Source organism: Duganella sp. FT27W (genome assembly GCF_009295655.1).
Taxonomy (GTDB): Bacteria; Pseudomonadota; Gammaproteobacteria; order Burkholderiales; family Burkholderiaceae_D; genus Rugamonas; species Rugamonas zoogloeoides.
The window spans coordinates 207,773-225,194 of record NZ_WHIV01000004.1 but is presented as its reverse complement, the minus strand read 5'-3'; the positions used below and the strand labels follow the sequence as shown (position 1 = coordinate 225,194).

General features: G+C 63.9%; 16 protein-coding genes. 6 read left to right on the top strand and 10 right to left on the bottom strand.

Features of this window, described 5'->3' with window-relative positions; genetic code table 11:
* The first annotated feature begins 11 nt into the window (after window positions 1-11).
* The 3 genes from F8197_RS18110 (at window position 12) to F8197_RS18100 (ending at window position 4,479) form a co-directional block, all read left to right on the top strand.
* Window positions 12-2,411 (top strand): 3-hydroxyacyl-CoA dehydrogenase/enoyl-CoA hydratase family protein, encoded by a 2,400-nt coding sequence (locus F8197_RS18110; protein ID WP_152883082.1) that lies wholly within the window; start codon window positions 12-14, stop codon window positions 2,409-2,411.
* Window positions 2,412-2,426: 15 nt separating this feature from the next.
* Window positions 2,427-3,623, top strand: coding sequence for an acetyl-CoA C-acyltransferase (locus F8197_RS18105; RefSeq protein WP_056146934.1), 1,197 nt, complete (start codon window positions 2,427-2,429; stop codon window positions 3,621-3,623).
* A gap of 82 nt (window positions 3,624-3,705) precedes the next feature.
* On the top strand, window positions 3,706-4,479 hold the full coding sequence (locus F8197_RS18100; RefSeq protein WP_152883081.1) for an enoyl-CoA hydratase: 774 nt from the start codon (window positions 3,706-3,708) through the stop codon (window positions 4,477-4,479).
* A 75-nt stretch (window positions 4,480-4,554) separates the two neighbouring features.
* Here F8197_RS18100 and F8197_RS18095 read toward each other — a convergent pair whose 3' ends face one another.
* The 6 genes from F8197_RS18095 to F8197_RS18070 all read right to left on the bottom strand — a co-directional run bounded on the left by F8197_RS18095 (window position 4,555) and on the right by F8197_RS18070 (window position 9,231).
* Window positions 4,555-5,862 (bottom strand): type II toxin-antitoxin system HipA family toxin, encoded by a 1,308-nt coding sequence (locus F8197_RS18095; RefSeq protein WP_229214509.1) that lies wholly within the window; start codon window positions 5,860-5,862, stop codon window positions 4,555-4,557.
* Between the two features lie 42 nt (window positions 5,863-5,904).
* A complete protein-coding gene (locus tag F8197_RS18090; protein WP_152883079.1) occupies window positions 5,905-6,171 on the bottom strand; it encodes a helix-turn-helix transcriptional regulator in 267 nt (88 codons plus the stop codon).
* A gap of 112 nt (window positions 6,172-6,283) precedes the next feature.
* Window positions 6,284-6,823 (bottom strand): hypothetical protein, encoded by a 540-nt coding sequence (locus tag F8197_RS18085; protein ID WP_152883078.1) that lies wholly within the window; start codon window positions 6,821-6,823, stop codon window positions 6,284-6,286.
* Window positions 6,824-7,028: 205 nt separating this feature from the next.
* A complete protein-coding gene (locus F8197_RS18080) occupies window positions 7,029-7,703 on the bottom strand; it encodes a GntR family transcriptional regulator (RefSeq protein WP_373996906.1) in 675 nt (224 codons plus the stop codon).
* The gene (locus F8197_RS18075) at window positions 7,700-8,644 is read right to left on the bottom strand and encodes a dihydrodipicolinate synthase family protein (RefSeq protein ID WP_152883077.1); all 945 of its coding nucleotides are present in this window, start codon (window positions 8,642-8,644) and stop codon (window positions 7,700-7,702) included. The genes F8197_RS18080 and F8197_RS18075 overlap by 4 nt, the downstream gene beginning before the upstream one ends.
* Window positions 8,645-8,847: 203 nt before the next feature.
* Entirely contained in the window at window positions 8,848-9,231 is a 384-nt protein-coding gene (locus F8197_RS18070; protein WP_152883076.1) for a nuclear transport factor 2 family protein, read from the bottom strand.
* 102 nt (window positions 9,232-9,333) lie between these two features.
* Between F8197_RS18070 and F8197_RS18065 the strand changes: the two genes are divergently transcribed.
* The 3 genes from F8197_RS18065 to F8197_RS18055 all read left to right on the top strand — a co-directional run bounded on the left by F8197_RS18065 (window position 9,334) and on the right by F8197_RS18055 (window position 11,422).
* Window positions 9,334-10,431, top strand: coding sequence for an alkene reductase (locus F8197_RS18065; protein ID WP_152883075.1), 1,098 nt, complete (start codon window positions 9,334-9,336; stop codon window positions 10,429-10,431).
* 90 nt (window positions 10,432-10,521) lie between these two features.
* Window positions 10,522-11,172: a TetR/AcrR family transcriptional regulator gene (locus F8197_RS18060; RefSeq protein ID WP_152883074.1), complete on the top strand. Its 651-nt coding sequence runs from the start codon at window positions 10,522-10,524 to the stop codon at window positions 11,170-11,172.
* 22 nt (window positions 11,173-11,194) lie between these two features.
* On the top strand, window positions 11,195-11,422 hold the full coding sequence (locus F8197_RS18055) for a transcriptional regulator (RefSeq protein WP_152883073.1): 228 nt from the start codon (window positions 11,195-11,197) through the stop codon (window positions 11,420-11,422).
* 145 nt (window positions 11,423-11,567) lie between these two features.
* On the opposite strand, the gene F8197_RS18050 is transcribed toward F8197_RS18055, so the two are convergent.
* The 4 genes from F8197_RS18050 to F8197_RS18035 form a co-directional block, all read right to left on the bottom strand.
* The gene (locus tag F8197_RS18050) at window positions 11,568-12,791 is read right to left on the bottom strand and encodes an MFS transporter (RefSeq protein WP_193333472.1); all 1,224 of its coding nucleotides are present in this window, start codon (window positions 12,789-12,791) and stop codon (window positions 11,568-11,570) included.
* 100 nt (window positions 12,792-12,891) lie between these two features.
* Window positions 12,892-13,185 carry a hypothetical protein gene (locus tag F8197_RS18045; protein ID WP_152883072.1) on the bottom strand — a complete coding sequence of 98 codons (294 nt, stop codon included), beginning with the start codon at window positions 13,183-13,185 and terminating at the stop codon, window positions 12,892-12,894.
* Between the two features lie 119 nt (window positions 13,186-13,304).
* Complete coding sequence (locus tag F8197_RS18040; RefSeq protein ID WP_152883071.1) at window positions 13,305-14,903, bottom strand: PepSY-associated TM helix domain-containing protein; 1,599 nt, start codon at window positions 14,901-14,903, stop codon at window positions 13,305-13,307.
* 10 nt (window positions 14,904-14,913) lie between these two features.
* Entirely contained in the window at window positions 14,914-17,364 is a 2,451-nt protein-coding gene (locus tag F8197_RS18035) for a TonB-dependent receptor (RefSeq protein WP_152883070.1), read from the bottom strand.
* Between the last annotated feature and the right edge of the window lie 58 nt (window positions 17,365-17,422).

Here is a 17,422-nt window from a genome sequence, read left to right as displayed (position 1 = left end):
AGAGGAACGACATGACCAATTTCATCGTTAAAAAAGTAGCCGTGCTGGGCGCCGGCGTGATGGGCGCGCAAATCGCCGCCCACTGCGTCAACGCCAAAGTGCCTGTCGTGCTGTTCGACCTGCCGGCCAAGGAAGGCCCGAAAAACGGCATCGTCCTCAAAGCCATCGAAGGCCTGAAAAAACTGTCGCCAGCTCCCTTGGGCAACAAGGACCACGCCGCCCTGATCGAAGTAGCGAACTACGAAGATGACCTGGCCAAGCTGGAAGAGTGCGACCTGATCATCGAAGCGATCGCCGAGCGCATGGACTGGAAGCACGACCTGTACAAGAAGGTCGCACCGCATATCGGCGCCAACGCCATTTTTGCCTCGAACACGTCGGGCCTGTCGATCACCACGCTGTCCGAAGGTTTCGATGCCGACCTGAAATCGCGCTACTGCGGCGTGCACTTCTTCAACCCGCCACGCTATATGCACTTGGTCGAAATCATCCCGACCGAGTTCACCAAGCCTGAAATCGCCGACCAGCTCGAAGGTTTCCTGACCACCACCCTGGGCAAGGGCGTGGTGCGCGCCAAAGATACGCCGAACTTCATCGCCAACCGCGTGGGCGTGTTCGGCATCCTGGCCATCATCCATGAAGCGGAAAAATTCGGTTTGTCGGTCGACGTGGTCGACGACCTGACCGGCGCCAAGCTCGGTCGCGCCAAGTCGGGCACGTTCCGCACTGCCGATGTGGTGGGCCTCGACACCATGGGCCACGTGATCAAGACCATGCAGGACAACCTGCCGAACGACCCGTTTGCCGCCGTCTATAAAACGCCGGAAACGCTGGCCAAGCTGGTGGAAAAGGGCGCGCTGGGCCAGAAGTCCGGCGCCGGTTTCTACAAGAAGGTCGGCAAGGACATCCTGCGCCTGGATTTTGCCACCGGTGAATACGTACCGGGCGGCGGCAAGGCTGCCGACATCATTGGCCGCATCCTGAAGGAAAAAGATCCGGTCAAGAAAATGAAAGCGCTGCGCGAATCGACCAATCCCCAGGGCCAGTTCCTGTGGGCGATCTTCCGCGACGCGTTCCACTACATCGCCGTGCACCTCGACACCGTGGCCGACAACGCCCGCGACATCGACTTCGCCATGCGCTGGGGCTTCGGCTGGACCGTCGGTCCATTCGAAACCTGGCAGGCAGCCGGCTGGTCGCAGGTAGCGCAGTGGGTCAAGGAAGACATCGACGCCGGTCAGGCGCTGTCGTCCGCACCGCTGCCGGCCTGGGTGTTCGAAGGCCCGGTTGCCGACAAGGGCGGCGTGCACACGCCTGAGGGTTCGTGGTCGGCCGTATCGCAATCGTTCGTGCCACGTTCGACCCTGGCGGTATATGAGCGCCAGGCGTTCCGTGCACCGGTGGTGGGCGCTGGCGCCATCGACGGCCGCACTGCCGGCACCACGTTCCACGAGGACGACTCGGTGCGCATCTGGCACATGGACGACGAAGTGCTGGTGATCTCGCTGAAAACCAAGATGCACGTGATCAGCCCCGACGTCATCACCGGCTTCACCAAGGCGCTGGCCGAAGCGGAGAAAAACTTCAAGGGCCTGGTGATCTGGAACGCGGACGCAGCCGAAGGCGGCGCGTTCTCGGCCGGCGCCGACCTGCAATCGGCCCTGCCTGCCTTCATGCAGGGTGGCGCCAAGGCAGTCGATCCGATCATCAAGGACCTGCAGGACGCGTTCATGTCGCTCAAATACGCCAACGTGCCGGTGGTTGCTGCCGTGGCCGGCCTGGCGCTGGGCGGCGGTTGCGAGCTGGTGCTGCATGCGTCGAAGCGCGTGGCCTCGATCGAATCGTACATCGGCCTGGTGGAAGTGGGCGTGGGCCTGATTCCTGCCGGCGGCGGCCTGAAAGAAGCGGCATCGCGCGCTTACAAGGAAGCCAAGGGCAACGACATCCTGCAATTCCTGAAAACCGGTTTCACCAATGCCGCTACCGCCAACGTGTCGAAGTCGGCACTGGAAGCGCAGGCCATGGGTTACCTGAAGGAAGACGACGTGATCGTGTTCAACGCCTACGAGCTGCTGCACGTGGCCAAGGTGGAAGCGCGCGCCATGTTCGACAAGGGCTACCGCCCGCCGGTAAAAGCGCCGATCCAGGTGACCGGCCGCTACGGCTGGGCCACCATCAAGGCGCAGCTGGTCAATATGCGCGACGGCGGCTTCATTTCGGCGCACGACTTCAAGCTGGGCGACATGATCGCCGAGATCGTCTCTGGCGGCGACATCGACCAAGGTTCGTTCGTGAGCGAGCAGTGGATTTTGGATCGCGAACGCAAGGCCTTCCTCGAGCTGTTGAATCATCCAAAGACGCAAGAACGGATCATGGGCATGCTGCAGACCGGCAAGCCGGTACGCAACTAATCTAGGAAGAACATAATGACCAAACAACTTCAAGACGCATACATCGTCGCTGCCACCCGTACCCCGATCGGCAAGGCGCCGCGCGGCATGTTCAACAAAACCCGCCCGGACGACCTGCTGGTGCGCGTGATCCAGTCGGCCTTGGCGCAAGCGCCAGGCCTTGATCCGGCGCTGATCACCGACGCCATCATCGGTTGCTCGTTCCCGGAAGCGGAGCAGGGTTTTAATATCGCCCGCCAATCGGTGCTGCTGGCCGGCCTGCCGAAAACCGTCGGTGGCGTGACCATCAACCGTTACTGCGCCTCGGGCATCACCGCGCTGGCCATGGCAGCCGACCGCATCCGCGTCGGTGAAGCGGACGCCATGATTGCTGGCGGCGTGGAATCGATGTCGATGGTGCCGATGATGGGCAACAAGCCATCGATGAACATGAATATGTTCTCGGACGAAAACGTGGGCATGGCCTACGGCATGGGCCTGACGGCCGAAAAAGTGGCGACCCAGTGGAAAGTCTCGCGTGAAGCGCAGGACGCGTTTGCCGTCGAATCGCACCGCCGCGCCATCGCTGCGCAGCAGGCTGGTTTCTTCAAGGATGAGACCACTCCGGTCGAGATCATCACCCGCACGCCGAACCTGGCCACCGGCGAGATCGACATCAAGACCCGCACGGTCGATACCGACGAAGGCGCGCGCGCCGATTCCACCATCGAATCGTTGTCCAAGCTGAAACCGGTATTTGCTGCCAAGGGTTCGGTTACCGCCGCCAACAGCTCGCAGATGTCCGACGGCGCCGGCGCGCTGCTGGTTGTGTCCGAGCGTTTCCTGCGCGAGCACAACCTGACTCCGCTGGCGAAATTCTCGTCGTTCGCGGTCAAGGGCGTGCCACCGGAAATCATGGGCATCGGTCCGAAATTCGCGATTCCCGACGCCTGCAAGGCAGCCGGCATCACCCAGGACCAGCTGGACTGGATCGAGCTGAACGAAGCGTTTGCTGCGCAAGCACTGGCCGTGATCGGCGACCTGGGCCTCGATCCGGCAAAAGTGAACCCGATGGGCGGCGCGATTGCGCTGGGCCACCCGCTGGGCGCAACCGGCGCCATCCGCGCCGCGACTGTCGTGCATGCGCTGCGCCGTAACAACCTGAAGTACGGCATGGTCACCATGTGCGTCGGCGCCGGCATGGGCGCGGCAGGCATCATCGAACGCGTATAAGCGCGATCGGATCATCATCAAGAAGGGCGCTGCGGTGAGAACCACGGCGCCCTTTGTTTTACACAGTACATTGGAGACACGCATGGACATTCTGAGCACCAAGCAAGACGGCATCCTGACCCTGGAATTCAACCGCCCCGAGCGCAAGAACGCGATCACCGCCGCCATGTATCAGGCCATGGCCGACGCCATCAACGATGCCGAAGAAGACGCAGCGGTCCGCGCCATCCTGATCACCGGCAAGCCCGAAATTTTCACGGCCGGCAACGACCTGGAAGACTTCATGAAAAACGCCCCCACCAGCGGCGACCTGGAAGACCGCGCGGTCTACAAGTTCATGCTGGCGCTGTCGGGCGCCACAAAGCCGGTGGTGGCTGCCGTCTCCGGCGCGGCCGTGGGCATCGGCACCACGCTGCTCATGCATTGCGACCTCGTGTACGCCGCTGACAACGCCAAGTTCTCGATGCCGTTCGCGCAACTGGGCCTGTGCCCGGAATTTGCGTCGAGCCTGCTGTTCACGCAAATCGCCGGCTACCCGCGTGCCGCCGAAAAACTGATGCTGGGCGAAGCGTTCCTCGCCGCCGAAGCACTGGAAATGGGCTTGGTGTCGAAAGTGGTGCCGGCCGACGAACTGCTGGCCTTTGCCCAGGGCCAGGCGGCCAAACTGGTCGCCCTGCCAGCGAGCTCGATCCGCACCACCAAGCACCTGATGAAGGCCAGCCGCAGCAATGCGATCAGCGACACCATCGCCGCCGAAAACAAGCATTTCGGCGCGATGCTGTCGTCGCCGGAAGCGCGCGAGGCGTTCACGGCATTCTTTGAAAAGCGCAAGCCGGACTTTACCAAGTTTGCCTGAGTACGGTTAGGGTCGCGCAACGGTTCGTCCTGTTCGTGACCTCGCTTATGGATGGTGGCGTTTACCAGTCTCAGGTCATTTTGCCAATTTATTTGCCGCATCTTGCAGCCCCGCCAGAATGGGTTCAGCCACCAGTTCCGGGAAATCATTCGGAAGCTGCGCGCGCACGGCCTCGATCACGGCAGTAGTGCGTTCAACCAGGTCATCGAGCACTGCTGCGACCGGTTTGCCGTCTGGCGTGACGATACCGTAACGCTCGCCGACGGCGATCCAGTGCCGACGCAATATCTCGCGCATCTTGTAATGGGCGTTGGTAGCACGCACGGCCATTGCCATCTTGGCCTTGAAGGGCGACACCTGGTTCGCTCCAGTGCCGAGAACCGGATAGGCCGACAGCACGTCATAAAGCGGCGTCATTGCGAAGGTATCGTTTGGTCTCAGGAAAATACTGAAGTTCTTTGCATGACCGTCCGTAGCGCACAGCATCCAGAATACGACCTGCGACTGGAAAAAAATCAGGCGGTCCGCAGTTCGATTGGATGAGCCTTGCAGGAGCCTCATGATGTTCTCGACCCCGGGGCCGCCATGGCTCTCATATTTCAGTCCCGGCGGGGTGCCCGTGGCCTGGCACATGTCTTCTTGCGGCAACCTCAGCAGATGGTCGGATGCTTCGCCCCACCACCGACGGTCGAAGCGCTCGACGGCAAGAGCCTTCGTATCCTCGAAACGCACCGGCATGCACTTGGCCACTGGCAGTCCGTAAGCATCGAGGATCAAGGAACACAGCCATTCGTTCTCCACCGAGGAGCTCATGTCGGCTTGCATATTGCCGACCAGGCCGAGGGGTAGCTTCAAGATATGCGAGGTGGGCGTTGCGCCTTGCGGTCTTTGCCATTTGCCCTGGTAGAAAAGCAGCGCCGTTTTTTCCTGCGCGCCGGCGATGGAGATGCGGAATTCATCATTGTCATCATCATTCGCTCCCAGCGCATTTTGCGGGGTGACAGTCGCGCGCAGAAGATGCGCGACTTCGCTTTCATCAAGCGCAATGGCCTGTACCGGGCCGGGATCGGCGGGGACTGTGCCAGATGGGAATATCTGTAGCGCGCCGACGCAGTCACGGCCAATTTCGGCGAGCAGATCGAAGGCGCCAGTCGATGCTGTATGGTATCGGCGCGCGACGCGCTCTCGAATCGCTTTGCTGTCTGGCAGGAGATTTTCGAACCAGGCCTCGACCGCGTGTCCGGAGTAGGGCGGGTTTCCCGGTCTGAATGGCAGGGAGCGGGAGAGCGGTCGGCCCCCTTCGTGCTGGACCCATTCATCGGCATACTGCAAGGTTTCGCCATGTGGCGTAATCGACCACGTGCCGACGAAAATCCCGTTCATCCATAAACCGAGCGACTGCGCGTGAGATCTGCGGCCCATGGTTCACCAGGGCAGAGTGTTGCTGCCGACGTCAGAAGGTGTGGAGCTCCCAGGACGTCTGAGTACTAGTTCCACGCCCAGCACACTGAGCAGTGCTAGCACACGCTCGGCACTGGCGCTGCTGGCGTTCAGTTCCAGATAGGACAGTTTTTGTTGCGTCAGGCCCATGCGGGAGGCGACTTCGGTTTGCGACAGCCCCGACTCCTTCCGAAAAGCCTGCAGCACGCCAGGCAATTGGTCCGCAGTACGAATAGGAAATTCTGTGCTCATACTTATATTCCTTGGTAATCCAGCTTTACCAAAATATATTGGTAAAACCAGATTACCAATTTAAGTTGGTAAAGTCAAACTACCAAGAAATTTAAGTATCAAGGTGTTGCGATCAGGCCGCCCGCGCTGCGCGAGCAATGCTCTCGGCAAACAGCGGCGTCTCGCGGCGGTTATGGTCGCCCGACGATGCCTGGCGGTCGGCGCATGCCTTTTCCCACGAAATGCCGTGCTCCTTGATGAAGGCCAGGAATTCCTCGGTCGGATGCGACACCACGCCGTTGGTATATTCGCAGCGGTTGTCGTCGATCTTTTTAACACTCAGATCCCAGATCACCTGCACCTTGGTGCGGCCGGTGGGCGTAAACACGTCCGATGTGGACACCATGCGGCAGTGGTATGCTTCGGTGATGTCGCCCACGTAGTGCTGCACGACCAGGCCGGTGCCGATCATCTCGACGTTGATCGACATGCGGCGGCCGTCATCGGTGAACGTGGCGCCGGCGGCGATGTGGTCGGGTGGGGCGCAGCGCTGGTATTCGGCGTCGGGCAGCGTGAACAGCCACTTGGCGATATCGACTTTCTCGAACGGCACGTCGATGATGTGGCTGAAAGCGGACTGGGACAGAATCAGGTCGGAACGGATAACGGTCATGGCACTCTCCTAATGGTCAATGAAGCTCGCGGCAACCGGGGAATGTGCTGCAAGCGTGTAATGAGAATAGCGAGATTGCCGTGCTGCGAATACTGTACGGGAGGGAAGGGGCGGGACTAACTTTTGGCAAACGGGTGAACTTGCGCTGAATACGAGCCGTTGCAGAGCCCGATGTGGAAGCATTACCGAATGCTGGAAACCAGCCTTACCGGGCGCGCCGGTTCGACAGGATAAAACGCTCGAGATCACGGCTCGCATGCTCGATATGCCGCTTGAGCAAGCTGGCCGCGCCGCGTACGTCACCGCTGCGGCACAGCTCCACCAGTTCCTCGTGCTCCTGCTGCGCCTGGCGGATGCTGTCGGCGCTCAGCGACAGCTGCATGCGCGTGTAGCGGTCGGTTTGCTGCAGCAGGGTGGCCACGATGGCTGCCGTGCGCGGCTGATCGGCGCGCGCGAGCAGCACGTCGTGCAGGCGCGTGTTGAGTTCGCCCCAGCGCGTGGTGTGCTGGGCCAGTAATTCCACCTTGTATTCGGCCAGGATGGCGTCGAGCTCGGCGTAGTCTTCCAGCGTCAGCTTTGGCGCCGACTTCTTCAGCAGCAAAGGTTCCAGCACACTGCGCAGCATGAACAGCTCGCTGATCTCGTCGAGCGACAAGCCCGACACCACCGCGCCCTTGTGCGCGACGATCTTGACCAGCCCTTCGCCCTCCAGTTGCACCAGCGCCTCGCGCACCGGGATGCGGCTGATGCCGAACTCGGCGGCGAGGGCGTCCTGGCGCAGCGAAAAACCTTCGGCCAGTTCGCCCGACATGATCTTGCGGCGCAGCGCGTCCGCCGCCTGGTCGGCGACGGTAGTCACCGCCAGGCCGGCGTGTTTCACGCGGCCACTTCCCGGCTCCAGTTGGCGTACCAGTCGCGGAACAGCGCGTATTGCGATTCGGCGTAGCGGCGCTGGCTGGCGCTCAGGACGTCGGTTTCGTTGAAGTGCAGCGTGTACTCGGTGTCGCCATTGAGCACCATCAGGTATTTGTAGAACAGCACCAGGTCGGTACCCTCGTCGAACGACGACAGCACCAGGAGAGCCGCTTCCAGCTCGCGCGCCTGGCGGCGGGCCACGGCGTTGCCGGCGGCCGCTTTGCGCGACAGGGCGACTAGGTGCAGCACTTCGCGCGGCAACGCATTGCCGATGCCGGTAATGGCGCCGGTGGCGCCGCAGTTGACGAAGCCATGGACCACCTGGGTATCGACGCCCACCATCAGGGTGACATCGTCATCCTGGCTGGTGATGTGCTCGGCTGCGTAACGCAGGTCGGCAGCACCGCCGAATTCCTTGAAGCCGATCAGGTTGGGGTGCTTGGCGCGCAGCTCGAAGAACAGGTCGGCGCGGGTGGCAAAGCCGTAATACGGGCTGTTGTAGATGACGGCCGGCAGCGCCGGCGCCGCTTGCAGGATGGCCGAGAAGTGCGCGTGTTGCGCCGCCGGCGAAGAGCCGCGCGACAACAGGCGCGGGATCACCATCAGGCCTTGCGCGCCGACGTTGGCGGCGTGGGCCGCGTGCGATACGGCCTCTTTCGAATTGACCGCACCGGTGCCGACGATGGTCGGCACGCCGGCCGCCACCAGGCGCGCCACGCCTTCCTGGCGCTGCGCTTCGGTCAGCAGCGGCCAGTCGCCCATCGAACCGCAGTACACCACCGCGCTCATGCCGGCATCGACCAGCTCACGACCCTTGCGCACCAGGGCGTCGAAGTCGGGCGTGCGGTCGGCGGTGCAGGGAGTCATCAGGGCCGGGATGGTGCCGGTGAAAATATTATCGCTCATGGTGTTCCTTCAGCTGGAGGGGAAAGGGCATGGACGAAATCATACTGCGGTTTTGGATATTTTATACAATCCGAACGACGACTATGCAGATTTAGTCGTGTAAGGTGCTGATTTTTAACGCCAATGCCAACTCTGCAGCGCCAGTTCCAGTTCCCCTCGACGTGGTTGTACATGAATCGGCGGTGAGAGTCGGCACCGATCGCTCAGGGTGCGACGTGCGTGTGATAAATCTTGCTCACGACTGTCCACTTGCCCTCAACCTTGAGCAGGTTGAAAAAATCGGTGAAGCAAAAGCCGGAGATATCGTTGGTATCGATGCGGGCGCTGGCGGCCGTACCGGCAATGTCCACCCGAACAATGGCGCCCCGCGCTTGCGGCGAGGGACGGAAGGCGGTGTCGATGGTGTCGAACAGGCCGTCGATGGCGCCGCCCGTCAACTTGCCCTCGGCATCGACGCCGAAGATGGTGGCCTGATCACTGAAGGCTGGTTTCATGATGCGGCTGTCGGCTTGCTTGCCGCCTTCGTTGTACTGGTTCAGTACCTCGACGATGGCGCTGTATTCCTGCACGGTGTCTGGCTTGGACATGGTTTGCTCCTTAAGGTGGTGGGTTAATCTGTAGTGGTTGATACAGATGTGTTGTATTATATAGCGATCGATACAGAATTTGTCAAAACTTGAGGAACGCACATGAATTCAACCAACACCGACCTGTTTTCGCCTGTCACCATGGGTGCGCTGAAACTGGCCAACCGCATCGTGATGGCCCCCGTTACCCGCAGCCGCTACGGCGAGGAGGGCATTCCCGACGACCTGCACGCGCTGTACTACGCCCAGCGCGCCAGCGCCGGCCTGATCGTGGCGGAAGCCACCAATATTTCGCCGCAGGGACGCGGCTATGCAGCCACGCCCGGCATCTGGAGCGATGACCAGGTGGCCGGATGGAAAAAGGTGACCGAAGCCGTGCATGCGGCGGGCGGCAAGATCGTCAGCCAGTTGTGGCACGTGGGCCGCTTTTCCAACGTGGCGCTGCAGCCCGAGGGCGCGGCGCCGGTCGCTCCGTCCGCTATCCAGGCCGAAGGCAATACCTACACCACCGAGGGTTACGTGCCGGTGTCGATGCCGCGCGCATTGGACACCGCCGAGATTCCCGGCATCATCGAGCAGTACCGGATTGCTGCGCGCAATGCCAAACGCGCCGGTTTCGATGGCGTCGAGGTGCATTCGGCCAACAGCTACCTGCTCGACCAGTTCCTGCGCGACTCCACCAACCACCGCACCGACGCCTATGGCGGCTCGATCGAACACCGCGCGCGCCTGACCTTGGAAGTGACGGCCGCGATGGTCGAAATCTGGGGCAGCGACCGGGTAGGCATCCGTCTGTCGCCGGTCACGCCCGATGCGGGCAATACGCCGCCCGACAGCAACGTGATGGCCACGTACGGCTACCTGATCCGCGAGCTCAACCGTTTTAATCTCGCCTATCTGCACTTTGTCGAAGGCGCAACCGCCACGTCGCGCACGGTGCCCGATGGTATCGACCTCGATGCGTTGAGCGCGCAATTCAACGGCGCCTACATCGGCAACAACAACTACGACCTCGAGCTGGCCGTGCAGCGCCGTGCGCAAGGCAAGATCGACGCGGTTGCCTTCGGCCGCCTGTTCATTGCGAACCCGGACCTGGTGCAGCGGTTGCAGCGCGGCGCGGCATTGGCCATCGCCCCACGCGAGTCGTATTACGGCGGCGGCGCCAGCGGCTATACCGACTGGCCGGTCGCCATCAGTTGAATCTTGCCGCCTGATTGCCGGTATACTTGCCCCTTGCGGCCGGCGATGGTGCCGGCGCAGTTGGCACTTATCTCCCGAAACAGGCGCAATATGTCCGGCACCGAAGCTCTTCCATCATCACCCCGCATCAAGGGACGCCCGCGCGGGTTCGACCGCTCGGAGGCGCTGGTGCGCGCGCTCGATGTATTCTGGCGCCGCGGTTACGAACCGGCGTCGCTTTCCGAGTTGTGCGCCGCCATGGGCATCAACCCGCCCAGCCTGTACGCGGCGTTCGGCAACAAGGCCAAGCTGTTCCTGGAAGCGGTGGATTTTTACGAGCGTAATTACTGGGACGCGCCGTGGGCCCGCATGGCTGCGGAGCCCGATGTGCATCGGGCCATCGACAATTTTTTCAGGGAAGCGGGCGAGATTTTGCTGTCCCCCAAGGTGCCATGCGGCTGCCTGGTGGTACTGGCGGCCATCAATGTATCGGCCGAGTCCGGTGAAGTCTTCGAGGCGGTCAAGGCCTTGCGGCTGGAAGGTATCGGCCATTTCACCCGCCGGATCGAGCAGGCCATCGGCGACGGCCAACTACCGGCCGACACCGACGTCGGCTCGTTGGCGGCCGTGCTCAACACCCTGCTCGAAGGGATGTCGATCCACGTGCGCGACGGCGTCGCGCTGGCCGAGATGACCAAGCTTGCAGCCTACGCGGTGCGGCTGTTACCAGCCAGCTTGACACCTTCGCAACCAGACATATAATCAAAATGATATGGGGGGTGTCATGTTGAAATTTAAAGTCACAACCGTTGGTGCATCCGAAGGCTTGATCCTCAATAAAGAGGCCAAGCGGATACTGAACGTCCAAAAAGGCGATACGCTTTATCTGACCGAGGCACCCGACGGTGCGATGCGGATCACACCCCATAATCCGGAATTCGAACGCCAGATAGCACTGGCAGAGGCCATCCTGCATGATGACCGCGAAATATTGCGTGCATTGGCGAAATGACGTGGAAATGGGTTGAATCGGCTACGGTCTACGCAGTGCATGATATATTTACCCATATCGAGGCGATCGACCTTATGCTGGCAATCGCCAATGGCAGCATCAACGAAACCGACACTGCCATTTGGCTCAGGCAGCGCATTACCCCTTAAACAGCCACTGCCACGGGCGCCTGCCGCCGTTCCATCAGCACCGACACTCCCAGCACCGCAATCCCGCCCAGCGCCAGCATGGCGCCGACCAGGCCGGTCGATTGCAGGCCCAGGCCGTGGGCGATCGCCATGCCGCCGAACCAGGCGCCGGCTGCGTTGGCGCAGTTGAAGGCAGAGTGGTTCAGTGCGGCGGTCACGGTCTGGGCATCGCCCGCCACGTCCATCAGGCGCGTTTGCACGGCTGGCGCGACAGCGATGCCGCAGCCGATCAGGAACAGGTTGATCGCCACTGCCCAGACGTTGGCGCTGGTGTAGTAGAAGGCGGTGAGCGCCACCACGTTCCACACCAGTGCGCCAAAAATGGTCCACAGGCGCGAGCGGTCGGCCAGCCAGCCGCCTACCAGGTTACCAAGCGTCATGCCGACGCCGATCAGGGCCAGCAACACCGCCACCATGTTCGGCGACACCTTGGTGATTTCCAGCAGGGTCGGCGTCACGTACGTGTACACGGCAAACAGGCCGCCAAAACCCACCGACACCATCAGCAGGGTGACCCATACCTGGGCGCGGCGGAATACGCCGAGTTCGCGGCGTGGGCTGGCGTCGCCGGCGGCGATGAACGGCACGTAGCGGCGCACCATCAGCGCGGTGACCACGCCCAGCACACCGACGACCAGGAATGCCGAACGCCAGCCGAAGGCCTGGCTCAGCCACGTGGCCAGCGGCACGCCGAAGATGTTGGCAATCGTCAGTCCCAGCAGCACGCGCGAGACGGCCTGGCCGCGCTTTTCCGGCATCGCCATGGCGGCGGCCACCAGCGCAGCCACGCCGAAATAGGCACCGTGCGGAATACCGGCCACGAAGCGCGCCAGCAGCAGCGAACCGTAGGCCGGCGCGGCGGCGCTGAGCAGGTTGCCGGCCGCGTACAGCGCCATCAGCATCACCAGCATGGCCTTCTTCGGCATCCGCGCCAGGAAGATGGCGATCAGCGGCGCGCCGAACACCACGCCCAGCGCATAGGCGCTGATCATGTGGCCCATGTGCGGCAGGTCGGTGTGCAGGTCGGCGGCGACGATCGGCAGGATGCTCATCGAGGCGAATTCGCCGGTGCCTATCGCCAGGCCGCCGATGGCCAGCGCGAAGTTGGCCATGCCGGCGCCGTGCGGCGCGGCAATCGGAACGGCGGGGAGGGAGGTGTCGGAAACAGGGTCGGAATGCATCGGAGTGGCTGAAAAATCAGTGGCAAAAAGGGTCAACCTTAGCATGTTTGGCCGACCTGCGTTGGCCACGGCCCGGCTTGCGTAGTCCTACTTAGACGGCTCAGGCCAGTGCCGACGCCACCGCCCGCACCACCCACAGCAGCGCGGTCGCCGCCGCCAGCGCCCCCCACAGCCGCGCCAGCGTGGCCGCCCCGAAGCTCCAGACGATGATGGCACAGTAGCAGGCAAAACTGGCCAGCATGCCGGCCAGCGCCGCGTCCACGCGCGTCATCCCCAGCGCCAGGGCCAGCACCGCCAGGGTGGATGAAGCCAGCGCTGTGAGCGCGTAGCCGCCAGCGATGGCGGTGATGACGCGCAGCGCCACCTGCCAACGCCACGAAACCGCCCGCGACAAGCGCGGCCGCCTCGTGGCGTCAACGCTCGAAGACACTGGAGCCGGGCGCGGCAAGGGAGGCCGCCTCGTGGCGTCAGCGTTCGAAGACACCGGAGCTGGGTGCAGCCAGCGCGGCCACCTCATGGCGCCACCACTCGTGGCCGCAGGCGCCAGCCGGCCCAGCCCAGCAGTGCGCCGCACAGAAGCAGGCCGGCGTCGGTGGCGGCCACCATGCCGGTGCCGATATCGAGCAGCGCGACATGGGCGTCGGCCGGCGCGGTCACCAGGTTGAGTACCGGCAGCGCGGCAAACAGGGCGGCGCCCAGCAGCAGCTGCACCATCCACATGCGGCGCGATGGCCAGGCCAGTGCGGCCACGGCCAGCACGCCCCACAGCATGAAGAAGCCGTCGATTTCGGCGGCTGCCCGTCGCGTCATGTCGTCCGGGAGCAGGCGGTTGAGCCAGAAGTACCCGGCCATCGCTGCCGGCAGCGCGGCCAGGGTGACGAGGTTGAGGCTTTCGGCCAGCCGCAGCCCGGCCGGCGGACGCAGGCGCAGCCGCGCCTTCACCGTCCACAGCAGCACGCCGGTACCCATCAGCGCGCAGGCGCCCAGGCCACAGGCAAACAGCAGCGCCCGCAGCAGTGGATCGGCAAAATGGCCCAAGTGCAGACCCACCAGCGTGTTGCGGGTTTGTGCGGCAGCCGATGCTGCGGCACTCGAAGGCGCTGCACTCGATCGCGCAGCGCCACCATCGATCACCGTGCCGGCAACGCCATCGAACACCAGGCTCTGGCGCTCGTGGGACAGCCGCTCGGCCTCGTTGCGCTGGACGATGTAGCGGGCGGCGGCGTCGTTGGGCCGCTGCACGGTCAGGCGCGTGGCCAGGCTGCCGTCCCAGCGCGCATAGGCTTGCTCCAGCACCGGCCCCGTGTCTGCCAGCAAGGCCGGCTTGCCGCTGGCGGCCACCAGGGGCGGCGCCTGCGGCAGGGCGGCGCGCACGAAGTCGCCGCGATTGTCGGGATAGAGCTGGTTGACGGCCGCCGGCATGGTCAGCAGCATCAGGGTGACCAGGCCGCTGTAGCAGATCATGGCGTGATAGGGCAGGGCCAGCACGGCCAGCGCGTTGTGGGCGTCGAGCCACGAGCGCTGCCCCTTGCCAGGGCGGAAGGTGAAAAAGTCGGCAAAGAAGCGCCGGTGCGTGATCACGCCGCTCACCAGCGCCACCAGCATCACCATGGTGGCGATGCTGGTGATCCAGCGACCCCAGCGCACCGGCAGGTAGTGCAGGGTGAAGTGGAACACCGCAAAGAAGCCGCCGCCGCGCGTCTCGCGCGCTGCGGGCAGCAGGCGGCCCGCGCCATCGAGCGTGGCCGATTCGAAGTTGCCGCCGGGGCGGCCGGCGCCCGGTCCCAGCTCCTGGCCGCGCGCGCTGGTCCAGCTGATCTCGGTGTACGGTTTGCGCGGCTGCGGCAGGTCGATGATCCAGCTGGCCGCCTGCGGCGCCGTGTGCTGCAAGTGCGCCAGTGCCTGTCGCGCCGCCTGCTGCTGGCCATTCGCCGTGGCCCTGGCGGCAACGCCCGCGTGCCATGCGGGCTGCATCCACAGGCTGATCTCGTCGCGATAATAGGCGGCGCTGCCGGTGATACACATCACCAGCAGCAGCCAGCCGGCCAGCAGGCCGGTCCAGGTGTGCAGCCACGCCATCGTCTGGCGCCAGCCGCCCCCCACGGGAAACACGCGCCGCCCCTTACAGGTCGGTGCTCACCGACAGGCGCACGCTGCGCGGCGCCCCCACCACCAGCACCCCGCGCGAGGCGGACGCCCAGTAGTCGCGGTTGGCGACGTTGTCCACGTTCAGGCGAAAGGTCGTGTCGTGGCCGTTGATTCTGGTGGCGTAGCGGGCGCCGAGGTCGAAGCGGGTCCACGACGGCGTGCTGCGGGCGCGGGTGTTATTGGTGTCGATGAACATGCGGTCGGTATAGACCATGCGCCCGGTGACGGTGGCGCCGGCCAGGAACGGCAAGTCCCATTCGCTGCCCAGGTTCAGGTTATGCTTGGGCACTCCCCTGGCGCGGCGGCCGTCGGTCAGGCCGCCCTGGGTGCGCACCAGGCGCGCATCGATATACGAGTAGCCGCCCAGCAGGCGCAGGCCGCGCGCCGCTTCGCCGGACGTATTGAGCTCGAAGCCGCGGTTGCGCTGCTCGCCGTCGAGCGTGAAGATTTCGCGCGGATCGGCATTGTTGCTGGGCAGGTTGACCTGGTTGGGCAAGGTGATCTGGTACACGCTGCCGGTCACCAGCAGCTTGCCCAATTCATACTTCAACCCTGCTTCGTACTGCTTGCTCGGGTAGGGATCGAAGATGGCATCGACGTTCTGGTAAAACTGCGACGACGGCGTCGGCCCCGGCAGCAGCGACTCGATGAAATTGCCGTAGGCGGCCAGGTTCTCGCCGAACTTGACGACCACGCCGGCCGCCGGCGACAGCTTGCTGGAGTTGCGGTCGCGCGTGACGTCGAGCGCGCCGGTCTTGGTGTTGCGGGAATAGAGCACGCTGCCGATGGCCTGGTTGCGGGCGCCCACCATCACGATCAGCCGGTCGTCGAACAGGCGCATGGTGTCGGTGACGGCGGTGGACTTGGCGTTGTAGCGGCTGAGCATATCGACATCGGTGGACAGGCCGGCGCCGTCGCGGTAGGTGCCGAAGGTGGGGTGGTACAGGTTGGAGGTGACGGCCGTGCCGACCAGCAGCGTGCCCTGGCCGCGCCGCGCGGTGACGTCGCCGAAGCCGGCCACCAGCGTATGGCGGATCGCGCCGGTATTAAAAGTGCCGCGCAGGCCGATGTTGGTGCCCTTGTTGGTGCTGCGGCCCGGGATCCAGACCACCGAACCGGACAGGTTGCCGTTGACATTGCTGATCGAACTGACCGCCTGCAGATAGGTTTCGTTGTTCAGCGACTGGCCGTGGCTGGCGGAAAATACCCAGTCCGGGGTGATGTCGTATTCCAGCCCCAGTTGCAGCGAGCGGTTGTCGGACGTATAGAACTCCCACGGCTGCTTGAAGTTGTTGGCGGCGCGCGGCGCCGGCGGGATCGGCACCGAGCCGCCGATGCGGATCGCACCCAGGCCGCCGTGCAGTTCCTTTTCCTGGTAGTTGCCGTCGAGGGTCAGGCGCAGTTGCTCGCCGCGGTAATCGAGGGCGACGGCGGTCATGGTCTGGCGGTTGGCGGTGCGGTCGATGGCACCGTCGCCGTTCTTGTACACACTGTTGACGCGCGCGCCGAACTGCTTGCGCTCGCCGAAGCGGCGGCCCAGGTCCACGTGCGCGCCCAGTTGCGATTCGGATGCGAAGCTGCCGGTCACTTGCGCGGTGGGCGTATCTTCCGCGCGCTTGAGGATGTAGTTGATCGAGCCGCCGATCGACGAGCCCCAGGGGCTGACACCATTGAGCATGGTGCTCGGGCCGCGCAGCACTTCCACCCGTTCCACCGCCTCGATCATGGCGCTGCGGTTATCGGCCAGGCCGCCGATGCCATTGACCATGATTTCACGGCCGAACATCTCGAAGCCACGCACCATGATGATGTCGGCCTCGCCGTCGATCGGTGCGCTGTTGCGCACCGACGGGTCGTTCTCCAGCACGTCCATCAGGCCGCGCACTTGCTGGTTGGCCATCAGTTCTGCCGTGTAGCTGACCTGGTTGAACGGCGCATCCACTACGCGCACATTGCCCAGCACGCCCAGGCGCCCACCGCTGCCGACCTGGCCGCCGGGCGCGACCGGCAACACGTGGTCGCGGTCGGCGCGCACTTCGATTTCCTGCAGCGCGGCATCGGCCTGGGCCGCGCGTGGCGGCGCGCGGTGCAGCAGGTAGCTGCCGTTGGGCTGGCGCACCGCTTCCAGGCCGCTGCCGGCCAGCAGGCGTGCCAGGCCATTGTCTACCGAGTGGCTGCCCTGCAAGCCGTTGCTGCGCAGGCCGGCGGTCAGTTCCGGCACGAACGACAGCGTGATGTTGGCGGCGCGGCCGAAGCGGCTCAGCGCGTCTTCGAGCGGGCCGGCCGCGATGCTGTAGCTGCGTTGCGCGGTTTCCTGCGCCAATGCGGCCAGCGGCGCTGCCAGCGCGGCAGCGGCGAAGGTGGGAACGGCCAGCGCGCGCGCCAGGGTGGTGAGGGTCAGGATCGAGGGGCGCTTGCGTGCCATGGAGTAGCCTTTCGCGGAGAGGTAAGTTGCTTGCTTACCTGCTATGTCACGCGAGAAT

Bases quoted from the DNA above. Each gene is read 5' to 3' on its own strand.
- F8197_RS18055 (WP_152883073.1), top strand. From the start codon at position 11,195: ATGTTGAAATTTAAAGTCACAACCGTTGGTGCATCCGAAGGCTTGATC.
- F8197_RS18095 (WP_229214509.1), bottom strand. From the start codon at position 5,862: ATGAACGGGATTTTCGTCGGCACGTGGTCGATTACGCCACATGGCGAA.
- F8197_RS18085 (WP_152883078.1), bottom strand. From the start codon at position 6,823: ATGACCGTTATCCGTTCCGACCTGATTCTGTCCCAGTCCGCTTTCAGC.
- F8197_RS18060 (WP_152883074.1), top strand. From the start codon at position 10,522: ATGTCCGGCACCGAAGCTCTTCCATCATCACCCCGCATCAAGGGACGC.
- F8197_RS18105 (WP_056146934.1), top strand. From the start codon at position 2,427: ATGACCAAACAACTTCAAGACGCATACATCGTCGCTGCCACCCGTACC.
- F8197_RS18075 (WP_152883077.1), bottom strand. From the start codon at position 8,644: ATGAGCGATAATATTTTCACCGGCACCATCCCGGCCCTGATGACTCCC.
- F8197_RS18100 (WP_152883081.1), top strand. From the start codon at position 3,706: ATGGACATTCTGAGCACCAAGCAAGACGGCATCCTGACCCTGGAATTC.
- F8197_RS18070 (WP_152883076.1), bottom strand. From the start codon at position 9,231: ATGTCCAAGCCAGACACCGTGCAGGAATACAGCGCCATCGTCGAGGTA.
- F8197_RS18050 (WP_193333472.1), bottom strand. From the start codon at position 12,791: ATGCATTCCGACCCTGTTTCCGACACCTCCCTCCCCGCCGTTCCGATT.
- F8197_RS18110 (WP_152883082.1), top strand. From the start codon at position 12: ATGACCAATTTCATCGTTAAAAAAGTAGCCGTGCTGGGCGCCGGCGTG.
- F8197_RS18090 (WP_152883079.1), bottom strand. From the start codon at position 6,171: ATGAGCACAGAATTTCCTATTCGTACTGCGGACCAATTGCCTGGCGTG.
- F8197_RS18035 (WP_152883070.1), bottom strand. From the start codon at position 17,364: ATGGCACGCAAGCGCCCCTCGATCCTGACCCTCACCACCCTGGCGCGC.
- F8197_RS18065 (WP_152883075.1), top strand. From the start codon at position 9,334: ATGAATTCAACCAACACCGACCTGTTTTCGCCTGTCACCATGGGTGCG.